This window comes from Nisaea denitrificans DSM 18348, from assembly GCF_000426505.1.
Lineage (GTDB): Bacteria > Pseudomonadota > Alphaproteobacteria > Thalassobaculales > Thalassobaculaceae > Nisaea > Nisaea denitrificans.
Genome location: NZ_KE384531.1, coordinates 421,461 through 434,032, shown reverse-complemented (window position 1 = coordinate 434,032; position 12,572 = coordinate 421,461). Strand labels below are relative to the sequence as shown.

Below are 12,572 nucleotides of genomic sequence, written 5' to 3'. Positions count from 1 at the left end.
CTACTCCGACGCCGGCACCCGCGCCTCTTTCAGCGCCGCCGCCTGCCGCTTCGCCAGCGCATCCACATCGAAATCCGCAATCAGATCCTGGAACAGCCGGTACCAGTTCACTTCCGCCTTCAGATGCAGGAACACCGAGCCGAGCCCGATCGCCGCGCGGTCCATCAGGACGAATTCGCGGGGTGGTTTGACGCCGCGCAGGCGGCGGAGTTCGACATGGACCTTTTCCGCCACCTCGCGGCCATACATACCGGTATTGGTTTCCTGGATGCGGCGGGCCTTGTCCTCCATCAGCGGGGCATAGATGAAGCGGGCCCACATATTCAGGACTTCGACGGTTTCCTTGTCCAGCCCCTGGAACCCCCAGCTTTCATAGGCATGCACGGCAAGCGCCTCGTCGTCGGTCGAGAGGGCGTTGTAGAGGTCGATCACGCCCTTGACGAAGCTTGGCGGGAAGACGCGGATGCAGCCGAAATCGAGCAGATTGACGGAGCCATCCTCGCGGACCGAGTAGTTGCCGAGATGCGGGTCGCCGTGGATCACGCCATATTCGTAGAACGGCACGTACCAGGCGCGGAACATGTTGAGGGCGACCTGGTTCCGGCTTTCCTGATCGTCATGCGCGGCGATGAAGTCGAGCAGTTTGGCGCCGTCCAGCCAGTTCATGGTGAGCACACGGGGCGTGGTCAGGGTGTCGACGCTTTGCGGCACATGCACGCCCGCCTCGTCCTTCAGCATCAGGCCATAGAGCGCCATGTGCCGGGCCTCACGCTGGTAATCCAGTTCTTCCCGCAGCCGGGCGGAGAGTTCCTTGTAGATCTCGTCCGTATGGATCGCCTTGTCGTAGCGGGCATAGATCGAGAAAATCAGCCGGAGCTGGCGCAGGTCGGCCTCGACGGCTGACTGCATGTCCGGATATTGCAGCTTTACCGCCAGCGTGTTGCCGTCCGCATCCGCTGCCTTGTGCACCTGTCCGAGGGAGGCCGCCGCCGCCGCGTCATGCTCGAAATGGCCGAATTTCTGCTGCCAGCCGGCGCCGAGCTCCCGGCTCATCCGGCGTTTGACAAACAGCCAGCCCATGCTCGGCGCGTCGGCCTGAAGCTGCACCAGCTCGTTTGTGTATTCCTTCGGCAGCGCGTCCGGGATGGTGGCCAGGATCTGCGCCACCTTCATCAGTGGCCCCTTCAGGCCACCCAAGGCCTCACGCAGCTCCGCCGCGTGGCTGTCCTTGTCGAGCTTGAGCCCGAGATAGCGCTCACCGGCGACCCGCGCCGCGAGGCCGCCGACCGCTCCCGTCACCCGGGCATAGCGCTTCACGCGGCCGCCCAGGGAATTGCGTTCCTGATCTTTCATGATAACGGAAATGGCATCAAATTGAGATTTAGCAATGTCCCTCAATTGCGATCATCGAAAAAACAAACTTGGAGCACAATCACCACGGTCAAATTCTCATTTTACTTCGAATACTACTACAGATTGAATCCAAACCCGGAAACAAGCTACTTTCATCCACGCCCATTACTTCCAGTTCTTGGCGAATTTTCTTCACACAGTCCGCTGGAACGAACCATTTCTTAAGCTTGCTTCCACTTTGCCATCCCTCTCCAATATCTTTAAAAACCGGTTCGGCGGTGAAGATCGAATTTTGGAGCGCAACTCGTTGAGATAGATGAGGAGGTTGGAAAATTTCTATTCTATCAATCGACATTGGATCGTCGTTCGATGACACATCAATTGGCTCCCTACCATGATGATATGCGTACACAATCCCATCACGATCTTCAGAGCTACTCCAAACGGCAAAGAATAGCGCATACAAAGGATTTTTCGTCCAATCTAACAATCGCGTTGGTAGACCGTAGTGTTGACCGACGCATAACCACTCCCAATCACTAGACGGAACCCTATTGAACTCCAGGTATGGAATCGCTCGGAGTTTAAATTGCTCTAAGAGCACTCTCTCCTCATGTTCTCTGCCATTTGGAAAGGCATGTTTTCTATTATATCTCTCCACACCACTCTCTAGATTCCAAATCGCATCTCTCTGCCCCCTGTACACCCAAGAACGCGCGTCATTCAAAAACTGCACTCTCGAAGTAAAATCAGAAACAGAATAAATTACCTCCTCTCTTTTTTCAGATTCACTACCTCCCCCATAAACCTCTTCGAATGCAGCAATGGAGTAAATTTCTTCATTATATTTATAACTATACCTACCATTATAATATATGCACTCTACTCCCATCAATGAGTAAATCCAATCATCTGCATGATTAGGCCAAACCATTTCAGCCGACCAACTTTTTCCTATATTCTCTTCCAACTCATTTAATTTCAGATCTCTCCGCTCCGATTCTAATTCTTTATTCAGCTCATTCAGTTTGTTTTTCAGATAACCTTTGTAATGCAGATCGAAATTCTCGACGATATGATCCGGAATTTCTCTTACAAATTCGGCGTGAATGTCACCAAATCCTTCTCCATACAAGGAGTATTCAACTGAACGGGCGCTGCGAGCAGTCTTCGCCACAACGAAGCAATCCTCAGTTCGGTCAAAATCATTCGTGACCCAATAAAGCTTCCACTTCGCCATCGAAAACAGACCCCTCAACGGATTTTTACTATCGGGCAATTGCATTTTGGACGTTCTGCCAAAACTGATACGACAGCGGCTTTGCACAGCAATATCGATCAGCATTTGCAACAAGAATTGTTAGCAAATATTGTCGCCATGCCAATAATTTTTGGCCAAGTTCTCGGGGCGGGGTGGAACTCCCCACCGGCGGTAACATGAGGAAACTCGTGAAGCCCGCGAGCGCCCGGCTTTGGCCGGGGTCAGCAGATTCGGTGCAACTCCGAAGCCGACGGTCACAGTCCGGATGATAGAGAACAGCATGGGATCGGAAACTACCCTCGCGGGTTTGCGTCCCCTGTTTGTACTCGGCCTCGATTCCAGTAGTTAACGCATGGAGTTGGAACCGATAATGACGACCTCAACAACCACTACCGGCACGGCGCCCGGTGACCGCATCGCCTTCATCCAGGCGAGCTGGCACAGCGACATGACCGACCGAGCCCGGGACGGCTTCACCGACGAGATGAAACAGCGCGGCTTCGATACAGCGAAGATCGACTGTTTCCGCGTTCCCGGCGCCTTCGAAATCCCGCTGACCGCCATGAAACTGATCGCCAGCGAGCGTTATGCAGCCGTCATTGCCTGCGGCTTTGTCGTCGATGGCGGCATCTACCGGCACGATTTCGTCGCCTCAGCCGTGGTCGACGGGTTGATGCGGGTGCAGCTCGATACCGGCGTACCTGTGTTTTCCGTCGTGCTGACGCCGCACCACTTCCACGAAACCGAGGACCATACCCGGTTCTTCCGGGAGCATATGGTCGGCAAGGGCCGGGAAGCCGCCAGCGCCTGCCTCGACGTGCTCGCCCTGGAAGAAACACTCGCGGCTTAGGCCGTTCCGGCACCTCCTGGACACGGCTCTCTCACCGGCACGTGAGTGGCTGTGTCCGGCTCCCTGCCCTATGTCTGTTCCTGAGGTTAGGCACTGCCGGAGGAACATCATGCTGTTGAAGCGACTGAAGGGCTGGGAATTGCCGGAACGGGCGGTCACGCCTGAATCCGTCTTTCACAACAGGCGCGCGCTGCTGAAAGGCCTCGCAGCCGGGCCGATGATTCTCTCGGCAGCCGCATTGGCCGGTTGCAGCGACGAGGCGAGCGCCGAGGCGGATGCGGCGAGGCAGCTCGCCTCCGTGGAGCCCGATCCCTCCTCCCACCTCTATCCGGTGAAACGGAACCCGGCCTTCGCCGACGGCGGACCTGACCGGCCGATCACCGATCCGGACCTTGCCACCAGCTACAACAATTTCTACGAGTTCGGCAGCCACAAGAATATCAGCCGCGCCGCCCAGGCCCTGAAAATCCGGCCCTGGACCGTGACTCTCGACGGCGAGGTAGCCAAGCCGAAGACCATCGATATCGACGATCTGCTGGATCAGATGCCGCTTGAAGAGCGTGTCTACCGGCTTCGCTGCGTCGAGGCCTGGTCCATGGTCGTGCCCTGGAGCGGATTCCCGCTGTCAGCGCTGGTCAAACTGGCGGAGCCGCTGTCCTCGGCGAAATATATCCGCATGGAAACCTTCATGGACCCGGATAATGCCAAGGGCCAGAAGCAGCATTGGTATCCCTGGCCCTATATCGAGGGGCTGAGCATCGAAGAGGCGATGAACGATCTCGCCTTCATCGCCACCGGTATCTACGGCAAGCCGATGCCACGGCAGAACGGCGCACCGCTTCGGCTGGCGGTGCCGTGGAAATACGGCTTTAAATCGACCAAATCCATCGTCCGCTTCACCTTCACCTCGGAGCGCCCTGTTTCCTTCTGGGAAGAGTTGCAGAAGAGCGAGTACGGGTTCTGGGCGAACGTGAACCCCGAGGTTCCGCATGCCCGCTGGAGCCAGGCTTCAGAACGGCCGCTTGGCGGGGGCAACGAACGGATACCGACCCTGCTCTACAATGGCTATGCCGAGCAGGTGGCGGGTCTCTACAAGGGCATGGAGGGTGAGCGGCTGTTCACCTGAGACGGTCAGCACTTCGACAGGCAATATTTCTGAAAGCCTGACATTTCATGGAAACTGGGAAACACTAGGTTAACGTTTCCCTGTATATGTTCGAGCCTCATCTGGGCTTCGACTCTTCCATGACAAACATGACCTCAAAAAACAGAGCGCTGGCGGAGTTCCGCAGACGTATCCCGGATGCGAGCCCCAAGATTCACAGTTTTTTCGGGGCGTGGCTCGATGCGCGTGGGGATGCCCTGGTGCCGCGTCGGAAGTCATTCTCCCCCATGACCATCCCGACCCTGCTGCGCTTTGTCTGGATGTATGAATTTGATCCAAGGCGGCAAGACTTTGTCTGCCAGCTCGCCGGCGAGAGCGTCAACGAAGCCTGGGGAGGAAGCATCCGGGGGCGGACGATCCGTGAAATCGTCGGCAAAATCGATTACCCGGTGTTACGGAGCCGATGGGATATCATCATCAGCCAGCCCGCCATTCAATATGGCGCGGTGGAAGAACGCCTGACATCGATGGAGGTCTGGCAAGCTGAACGCCTGTTGCTTCCGATGGCCTCCAAAGACGGGGCAATCAATGTCATGCTCGGCATCAGTCTCTACAGACTGCAGCGCGGCACACTCGGAGGAAAGCAGGAGATTCCCGAATCTGTAATCCGCATCCCCTGCGCGGAGCTTCTGTAGCTCCACCACGTAGCCCGCGCTGCGTCAGGATGCTTTCTCGCGCCGATACATCACCAGATCGGTATCCGCGATATGCATCAGAGGCAGCGTCTTTGAAAGCTCGTTCAGGAACGCGAATACGTCCGGTGCATCCGGCTTGTAGTCGTGCCACAGGATGACGCCGTCATCTGTCAGCATGTTCAGCGCCTTGCGGGTGTCGCTCTCGACGTAGGAACGGGTGTGGGCGCCATCGACAAAGATCAGGTCCACGCTGCCCCGAAGCGGCTCCTCGTCATAGGATTTGCTGTCGGAAAAGATCTGCCGGATGTGCTTTTCCGAGAGTTGTCCGTTGTAATAGAACGTCTCGAACGAGGATTCAGCGACCGCGATATCCCGATGTTCCTTGTCGTCGCCTAGCCCGAATTCCGTCGCGGCCAGATCGTCGGGATGCAGCGTCAGAGTGAAGATTTCCGAGTCCGGCGCCGCGTTCTGTGCAAACAAATGCGCGGTTTTGCCGGAGCAGGTGCCGAATTCGAAGACCCGCTTCACGTTCTTCGCCAACGCAGCCATGACCCAGGATTCACGGTCCGAGAGTGACGCGACGACGCCCTCCCCGCCAATAAACCGCACCTCCGAGTCCGGGCTCGGCCCGTAACGGGTCATCTCGAAACAGGGCGCAACCTCTGCCAGTTTCACTTTCCGAACGGGATATTCCGAAAAGGCAAAGGCACGTTTTTTCTGTCGCCGGAGCTTCAGCATCCGGCGGGTGACGAAAAAGAGCGCTACCAGCGACAGCAGATTGGTCGCGAGAAGAAGGGCTGTCAGCCAAGCGGGCCAATCGGGCATGGATTGCATTCCAATGCTGGGGCTATTTTTGGATCCAGATGAGACATGACGGCGTGGTTGATGGCTGTCAAGAATCAGCTTTTGAACAATCACGTAACCGTGGAGCATGGGCATGGCGAATGCTGGGACCGAACAGAGAGGGCATTGCCTCTGCGGCGCGACCCGATACACATTTTCCGGCCCGGCGAACTGGGTCGGCCATTGCCATTGCGAAAGCTGCAGGCGACAGACTGGCTCTGCCTACACGACCTATATCGGCGTTCCCTGCGAAGCCGCGCATTTCACAGGAACGCCCCCTGCAGTTTTCGCATCCTCGCCCGGCGTGGAGCGCCTGTTCTGCGGGCATTGCGGAACTCCTATTGCCTACCGCTCCGACCAGTTCGCCGATGAAATCCATTTCTTCGCGGCAACACTGAAAGATCCGGATTCGGTCACTCCCGCATTCCACGTTTACTGGGATGAGCGGCTTTCCTGGACGTCCTGCGACGACGAACTGCCTAAACATGCAGGATCTTCTTATGAATGACCTTCGGACGGCTTGTTCCGCTCTCGCCTGTTGCTTATGTTCGAAGGAACCCTCAGAGACCGGCCGAGACGCCCCCAGATAGCAGGACTGCCCGCCCCCATGACCGAACACCGCGAGAAAATTGTCATCATCGGATCCGGCGCCGCCGGACTGACCGCCGCCATCTACACAGCCCGCGCCAACCTCAAACCGGTTGTGCTCGCAGGCCTGCAGCCTGGCGGTCAGATGACTATTACCTCCGAGGTGGAGAATTATCCGGGTTTTGCGGATGTGATCCAGGGCCCCTGGCTGATGGAGCAGATGCAGAAACAGGCCGAACATGTCGGCGCGCGGATCGTCTACGATCTCGTAACCTCCGTCGATTTCTCCAAACGGCCATACACGCTGTCGATGGATAGCGGCGACACGTTCGTCGCCGACGCCGTGATCATCGCCACTGGCGCTCAGGCCCGGTGGCTGGGTCTGGAGAGCGAGCAGAGATACAGCGGAAAAGGCGTGTCCGCCTGCGCCACCTGCGACGGGTTCTTCTTCCGAAACCAGGAAGTCATCGTGGTCGGCGGCGGCAACACGGCGGTCGAGGAAGCCCTCTATCTCGCCAACATCGCCTCCAAAGTGACGCTGGTGCATCGCCGCGACACACTGCGCGCCGAAAAGATCATGCAGGAGCGTCTGTTCCGGCACGAGAAGATCGAAATGGTCTGGGACAGCGTCGTCGAGGAAGTTCTCGGCGGAGAAGGTCCGATGGCTGGCGTAGAAGGCGCCCGGATCAAGAACATCAAGACCGGTGAGGTTTCCGAGATCGCCGCGACCGGGTTTTTCGTCGCCATCGGCCACGATCCGGCGACGAAACCGTTCGTCGAAGCGCTTGAAGCGGATGATGAAGGCTATCTGATCACCGAAAACGGCAGCCCACGAACCTCGATTCCCGGCGTCTATGCGGCCGGAGATTGTGTCGACAAGGTTTACCGGCAAGCCGTGACAGCAGCAGGAATGGGCTGCATGGCGGCGCTGGAATCAGAGAAATATCTCGCGGCACTTGAGGACCAGGCTGCCGAAGCGGCGGAGTAATTCCGGCCCCTCCCGGTAACGATCCGATAACCCTTTTGCCCTAAAGTGCTTTTTACATCGCGTTCCTCTGGTCCATAGGACTCCTCTGGCTTAGACTGACGCACGGAACGTTGAGCTAAAAAGGCGAGAGCGGTTCATCATGGCCATGGACTGGGACAAACTCAGAGTGTTTCATGCCGTTGCTGAGGCAGGGAGCTTCACGCATGCGGGTGAGACGCTCAATCTCAGCCAATCCGCTGTCAGTCGGCAAATCAGTCAGCTCGAAGACTCTCTCAAGGTCGCGCTGTTCCACAGACACGCGCGCGGCCTGATCCTGACAGAGCAGGGCGAGACCCTGTACCGGACGGCGCGAGATGTCTTCGCCAAGCTCGCCGCTGCTGAAGCCAGCCTCTCGGAAGGCAAGGAGTTGCCGCGCGGGCCGCTGAAAATCACCACACCTGTGGCGTTCGGTTCAACATGGCTCGCTTCGCGTATCGGCAAATTCCTGGAGCTTTATCCAGAGATCACGGTCAACCTGATCATCGATGACGGTGAGTTGGACCTTGGCATGCGTCAGGCCGATGTCGCCATAAGGCTGACACCGCCCCGCCAGCCAGACCTGATTCAACGTCATATCAAAAACATCAAACTGCACCTATACGCCGCCCCGTCCTACCTGAAGCACGCGGGCATGCCGCAGACAGCGGAAGACCTTCAAGACCACCGCCTCGTGCTTTACGGTGATACGCCGCATCCCCCTTTCCCCAACGTGAACTGGTTGCGCGAGGTTGCAACGGGCGGCAACCGGCGCGCGCACACGAACACCTTCTCGGTGAATAATTACTATGCGATTCTGCGCGCCGTTCAGGGCGGTGTCGGCATTGCCGCGATACCGGATTATCTGGCCCAGGAAGACAGTAGCCTGGTGCGCATCATGCCGGATATCGAAGGCCCTCAGGTCCCGGCCTATTTTGTTTACCCGGAAGAGCTAAGACACTCAAAAAGAATTACCGTATTGCGCGACTTTCTCATTCAGGAAGTCGCACTGACGCAGTTTTGAGCATAATGAAATAACGGCCGACCCCACATTGGCGTAACGATATTAAAGCCGAATGGGCATACGGGTTTTGATTCGCGATTTATTTCATTTCACTAATTTGACATATGAAGGCAAATGGCTATGCAATTTTTGCATATCGGAACTGAACAAAAATGCATGGTCGTTAACGTCTTATAGACATATCTAAATCATTATCACGGTGCTGCTTTGCAGCATCTGACCTTCAGGCCCCCGCCTGAAGTAGAGGGTCCTTCGGGATCCTACGTCTCCCAGACGTGAAGCCTCCCTGTTCAACTTGCCGGGAACCTATGGGTTCTCGGCAATTTTTTTTGGAGGATGGCGTATTTAATCCCTGTTCCACTCCGCAGCAAGATCAAACGACCATATCCCTCAAGATCAAACGGCCATATCCCTGCTGCAACGCACAGCCCAACATCGCACCCTCATTCTTCCGCCCCTGCGGGGAGCAGGACACGGATTGTCGTGCCTACTCCGAATGTGCTTTCAACATTCAGACTGCCGCCGTGCAATTCAACGAACTTCTTGGATAGAGCAAGCCCGATACCCTTTCCGTCCGGGTTATGCTTTTTACCGTCCTTGAGCTGATTGAAGGGTTCCAAAGCCTTGGGAATATCAGCCTCGGCCATCCCGATACCCGTATCCGTAACGCTGATTTCCAGAAACCCGTCGGCATTCCTCTTCAAGGCAACGTCAATCCTCCCGCCCGGCAAGGTGTAGTGGATTGCGTTGTTGATCAGGTTGATCAGAACCTGACGCAGCTTGAGGCGCTCTGCCGAAATGATCAGCGGGGCGCCATCCCCTGCAGGCACGACATGCAGCTCGACACCGCCCCTTCTTGCCAGTGGAGCCAGCAAATCCCGGCAGAAGACCATGATCTCCTCGACGTCCACAGGCTCCTTATCGATCGATGCCTGAAGGCTCTCGTTTTTCCCCAGGTTCAACATTTCGTCGATCAGGTTCGACAAATGTTTTCCACTCTCTGCGACGAGTGATCCGTATTCCTTGTATTTGGCATTCCCGATTGGACCAACAGCCTCAGTGCCAATGATTTCAGCGAACCCGATAATGCTGTTGAGCGGCGTTCGCAATTCATGCCCCAGCTTGTTGAAGGTTTCCTGCTTCAGCTCCTTCTCGAGTTCCGCCTCCCGATGCGCCAGCTCGAGGTTGGCAAGCAAGTGCTCCTTCTCGGCAGCGAGCATCAGGCGCTCGTCTACCGCCTTTGAAACGGTCCACCCCCAGATCAACACGACAACCAGAAAGACCACCGCCATGAGTGCCAGAACAAGACCGGCATCTCCGTCCATGAAGGCGAGCCCGGTTGTCGGGCCGATCCCGGCCGGCAGAACAAAGGCCCGGAAGACCTTCTGACTGCCCGTCATGGTGAAGGTCGCGCCTGCCAGCATTCCGCAGGCTGCCATCAACACAACGCCAAGGACTTCGATTGGCATCGGAAAGATCGCTATGGCAAGACCGATCGCCGCCCAGATGCATCCTTGCGCAGCCGCACACAGGAACATGCGCTGCTCCCACATCGGCGCGTCAGAGCTGCCGACTTCCGAGCGGCTAAAGCGTCCGTTGAGAATGATCCGGTATGTGGAGACGCCCCCCATCAACAGGAGCCATCCGAAAAGATACTCAAGCGGGACATGGTCTTTCGCGGCAATGCAGATCAAAGCCGCAATGGCGATATTCGATAAGGCAGGGAATCTGGAATAGAATAGCGGCTCGATACGCCGCAGCACCAATTCTCCACCAGCGTCGTGGAAGTCGGATTCTTTCAAATCCGGAGATGATTTCTTCATCGATCTTCCGCCCCATTGCTCTTTTCTCAAAGCCTATGGGGCGACTAAGCCTGCACGCAATCCAAGAGTCGAGGCCGAATAGAGTTCTCTCAACTCCACCTTCCAGCCATTCCGGTCTCTCAGAGCGCCCCGGAAGCCCCTGATCATAGGTCAGCAATGTTGCCCGCCACACGGTGTTCGGTCCAGCGATACGCAACCTGGCGGTGCATATCGCTGGATGGCGCAGCCAATGAGGCTACCCCTTGTAGCCAAGCAGGCGCGGCAGGAAGAGCACGAAGTCCGGCACGAAGGTGATGACGCCAAGCGCAACCAGAAGAGCCGCCAGGAAAGGCAGCAGATCCTTGACGATCCGGATCAGCGGTTGCTTCGTGATCGAGGCCACGATGAAGAGCAGCAGGCCGTAGGGCGGCGTGATCAGGCCGAGCATGGCATTGACTACGGCAACGACGCCGAAATGCACCAGATCGATGCCCAGCGCCTGGGCCGTCGGCAGGAAGATCGGCACGATAATCAGCAGGATCGCACCGGATTCAAGAATACAGCCGAGCACAAGGAACATCACGTTGATGGCCAGCAGGAAACCCACACGCGAGAGATCATACTGCGCGAGGAAATCAGCCATCATCTGCGGCACGTTCTCCCGCGTCACCACATAGTCGAATGTCAGGGCTCCAGCGATCAGGATACCGACCGTCGCCGTCGAACGGGCTGAGCCGAGCAGCGCCTGATAGAAGCCTTTAAAGGTGACCGAACGGTAGAGCAGGATCGATATCGAGAGGGCGTAAAACGCGGCCACGGCCGCCGCTTCGGTCGGCGTCATCACGCCGCCATAGATCCCGCCCAGCAGGATGACGGGGAGAAGCAAAGCAGGGATAGCGCGGAAAGTCGTCGCCGGCAGTTCCCGCAACGGGATGGCCTCATCGGTCGCAAAACCTCGGCGGTGCGCGATGATCATGTTCATGATGATCAGCACGACGCCCATCAGCAGCCCCGGCAACATGCCGGCGGCGAACAGGTAGCCGACCGACTGGTCCGAGACCAGGGCATAGAGCACCATGGGGATGGAGGGCGGAATGATCGGCCCAATGGTGGCCGAGGCGGCGGTGATGGCAGCGGCATAGGAGCCGGAATATTTCCCGTCCTTGGTCATCATGGTGATGATGATCTTGCCCATGCCGACGGCGTCGGCGACGGCGGAGCCGGACATGCCGGAGAAGATCAGCGACGAGACCACGTTCACATGGCCGAGCCCGCCCTTGAAGCGTCCGACCAGCGCCTGGCTGAAACGCAGCAGCCGGTCCGCCAGCGTGCCGATATTCATGATGTCGGCGGCCAGGATGAAGAGCGGGATCGCAAGCAGCGTGTAACCGTGGAAAAGGCCCTGCAGCAGCGTCTCGGAGGCGATCGAGGGATCGTAACCGCCGAGCAGAAGGTAGGTGAAGGCGCCGCAGATCATCGCCAGGCCCATCGAGAGCCCGCCGAAAGCCAGGAACAGGATGAGCAGGAGCGCGACTGTAAACGGATCAATCATAGTCATGGGTCTCCGCCCCGTGCGTAGGGCTGAAGGCGGGGCCTTTGCCGGAAAGGCCGTACCAGACACTGCGCAGGGACCGGAAGATCACAGCCAGCGCAAAGGGAACGTAAATGGCGAAGACATAATCGAAGCGCAGCCGGATATAGGCCGTCTTCTCGATCTTCATGAAATCGATAAATTCCCAGGCCTTCGGCAGCGTCCAGGCAAAGAGGCCGGCGCAGATCAGGCCCGTGATCACATCGAGGGCACGGCGTCCGCCGCGCGGGAACATGTCATAGATGATGTCGAGCCGGATGATGTCGTTGTCTCGGACGACGAAGGCGTAGCCGAAGAGAATGCCCCACAGCCAGCAGATCGAGACCATTTCGACCGTCCAGCCCAGCGGCAGGTTCAGCACGTAGCGGAAAACAATCTGTATGAGAAAGCTCGCGAACAATGCAGCGAGCACCAGCGCGAGAAAATTCTCGGCGCGACGCGATAGCCAACCCAGCAA

Annotated in this window: 12 protein-coding genes and 1 riboswitch; of the genes, 6 read left to right on the top strand and 6 right to left on the bottom strand. The window is 57.4% G+C overall.

The annotated features are described in order from the left end of the window. Both K328_RS0119005 and K328_RS26480 read right to left on the bottom strand, forming a co-directional pair. A complete protein-coding gene (locus K328_RS0119005) occupies positions 1–1,353 on the bottom strand; it encodes an ABC1 kinase family protein (protein ID WP_028467325.1) in 1,353 nt (450 codons plus the stop codon). Positions 1,354–1,441: 88 nt separating this feature from the next. Continuing rightward, a complete protein-coding gene (locus K328_RS26480; RefSeq protein WP_169721238.1) occupies positions 1,442–2,593 on the bottom strand; it encodes an FRG domain-containing protein in 1,152 nt (383 codons plus the stop codon). 155 nt (positions 2,594–2,748) lie between these two features. Then, a riboswitch (FMN riboswitch) is annotated at positions 2,749–2,895 on the top strand. Positions 2,896–2,984: 89 nt separating this feature from the next. Between K328_RS26480 and K328_RS0118995 the strand changes: the two genes are divergently transcribed. The 3 genes from K328_RS0118995 (at position 2,985) to K328_RS0118985 (ending at position 5,264) form a co-directional block, all read left to right on the top strand. Then, positions 2,985–3,464 carry a 6,7-dimethyl-8-ribityllumazine synthase gene (locus K328_RS0118995; RefSeq protein WP_051285160.1) on the top strand — a complete coding sequence of 160 codons (480 nt, stop codon included), beginning with the start codon at positions 2,985–2,987 and terminating at the stop codon, positions 3,462–3,464. 109 nt (positions 3,465–3,573) lie between these two features. Continuing rightward, positions 3,574–4,590, top strand: coding sequence for a protein-methionine-sulfoxide reductase catalytic subunit MsrP (gene msrP, locus K328_RS0118990; protein WP_028467323.1), 1,017 nt, complete (start codon positions 3,574–3,576; stop codon positions 4,588–4,590). Positions 4,591–4,676: 86 nt separating this feature from the next. After that, positions 4,677–5,264 (top strand): PAS domain-containing protein, encoded by a 588-nt coding sequence (locus tag K328_RS0118985; protein ID WP_028467322.1) that lies wholly within the window; start codon positions 4,677–4,679, stop codon positions 5,262–5,264. Between the two features lie 24 nt (positions 5,265–5,288). On the opposite strand, the gene K328_RS26080 is transcribed toward K328_RS0118985, so the two are convergent. After that, entirely contained in the window at positions 5,289–6,089 is an 801-nt protein-coding gene (locus K328_RS26080) for a class I SAM-dependent methyltransferase (protein WP_028467321.1), read from the bottom strand. Between the two features lie 112 nt (positions 6,090–6,201). Between K328_RS26080 and K328_RS0118975 the strand changes: the two genes are divergently transcribed. The 3 genes from K328_RS0118975 (at position 6,202) to K328_RS0118965 (ending at position 8,722) form a co-directional block, all read left to right on the top strand. Next, on the top strand, positions 6,202–6,615 hold the full coding sequence (locus K328_RS0118975; protein WP_036554924.1) for a GFA family protein: 414 nt from the start codon (positions 6,202–6,204) through the stop codon (positions 6,613–6,615). 99 nt (positions 6,616–6,714) lie between these two features. Next, a complete protein-coding gene (gene trxB, locus K328_RS0118970; protein ID WP_028467319.1) occupies positions 6,715–7,683 on the top strand; it encodes a thioredoxin-disulfide reductase in 969 nt (322 codons plus the stop codon). A gap of 145 nt (positions 7,684–7,828) precedes the next feature. After that, entirely contained in the window at positions 7,829–8,722 is an 894-nt protein-coding gene (locus K328_RS0118965) for a LysR family transcriptional regulator (protein WP_028467318.1), read from the top strand. Between the two features lie 443 nt (positions 8,723–9,165). Here the strand turns inward: K328_RS0118965 and K328_RS26075 are convergent, their stop codons facing one another. The 3 genes from K328_RS26075 to K328_RS24925 form a co-directional block, all read right to left on the bottom strand. Further along, a complete protein-coding gene (locus tag K328_RS26075; protein ID WP_051285158.1) occupies positions 9,166–10,545 on the bottom strand; it encodes a sensor histidine kinase in 1,380 nt (459 codons plus the stop codon). A 235-nt stretch (positions 10,546–10,780) separates the two neighbouring features. Further along, positions 10,781–12,082: a TRAP transporter large permease gene (locus K328_RS0118955; RefSeq protein WP_036554922.1), complete on the bottom strand. Its 1,302-nt coding sequence runs from the start codon at positions 12,080–12,082 to the stop codon at positions 10,781–10,783. Continuing rightward, positions 12,069–12,572 carry a TRAP transporter small permease gene (locus K328_RS24925; RefSeq protein WP_205620708.1) on the bottom strand — a complete coding sequence of 168 codons (504 nt, stop codon included), beginning with the start codon at positions 12,570–12,572 and terminating at the stop codon, positions 12,069–12,071. The genes K328_RS0118955 and K328_RS24925 overlap by 14 nt, the downstream gene beginning before the upstream one ends.

What these genes read in the sequence shown, in the direction of transcription:
- K328_RS26075 (WP_051285158.1), bottom strand. Translation starts at nt 10,545, where the DNA reads ATGAAGAAATCATCTCCGGATTTGAAAGAATCCGACTTCCACGACGCT.
- K328_RS0118995 (WP_051285160.1), top strand. Translation starts at nt 2,985, where the DNA reads ATGACGACCTCAACAACCACTACCGGCACGGCGCCCGGTGACCGCATC.
- trxB (WP_028467319.1), top strand. Translation starts at nt 6,715, where the DNA reads ATGACCGAACACCGCGAGAAAATTGTCATCATCGGATCCGGCGCCGCC.
- K328_RS0118985 (WP_028467322.1), top strand. Translation starts at nt 4,677, where the DNA reads ATGTTCGAGCCTCATCTGGGCTTCGACTCTTCCATGACAAACATGACC.
- K328_RS0118955 (WP_036554922.1), bottom strand. Translation starts at nt 12,082, where the DNA reads ATGACTATGATTGATCCGTTTACAGTCGCGCTCCTGCTCATCCTGTTC.
- K328_RS0118975 (WP_036554924.1), top strand. Translation starts at nt 6,202, where the DNA reads ATGGCGAATGCTGGGACCGAACAGAGAGGGCATTGCCTCTGCGGCGCG.
- K328_RS0119005 (WP_028467325.1), bottom strand. Translation starts at nt 1,353, where the DNA reads ATGAAAGATCAGGAACGCAATTCCCTGGGCGGCCGCGTGAAGCGCTAT.
- K328_RS26080 (WP_028467321.1), bottom strand. Translation starts at nt 6,089, where the DNA reads ATGCCCGATTGGCCCGCTTGGCTGACAGCCCTTCTTCTCGCGACCAAT.
- K328_RS0118965 (WP_028467318.1), top strand. Translation starts at nt 7,829, where the DNA reads ATGGACTGGGACAAACTCAGAGTGTTTCATGCCGTTGCTGAGGCAGGG.
- K328_RS26480 (WP_169721238.1), bottom strand. Translation starts at nt 2,593, where the DNA reads ATGGCGAAGTGGAAGCTTTATTGGGTCACGAATGATTTTGACCGAACT.
- msrP (WP_028467323.1), top strand. Translation starts at nt 3,574, where the DNA reads ATGCTGTTGAAGCGACTGAAGGGCTGGGAATTGCCGGAACGGGCGGTC.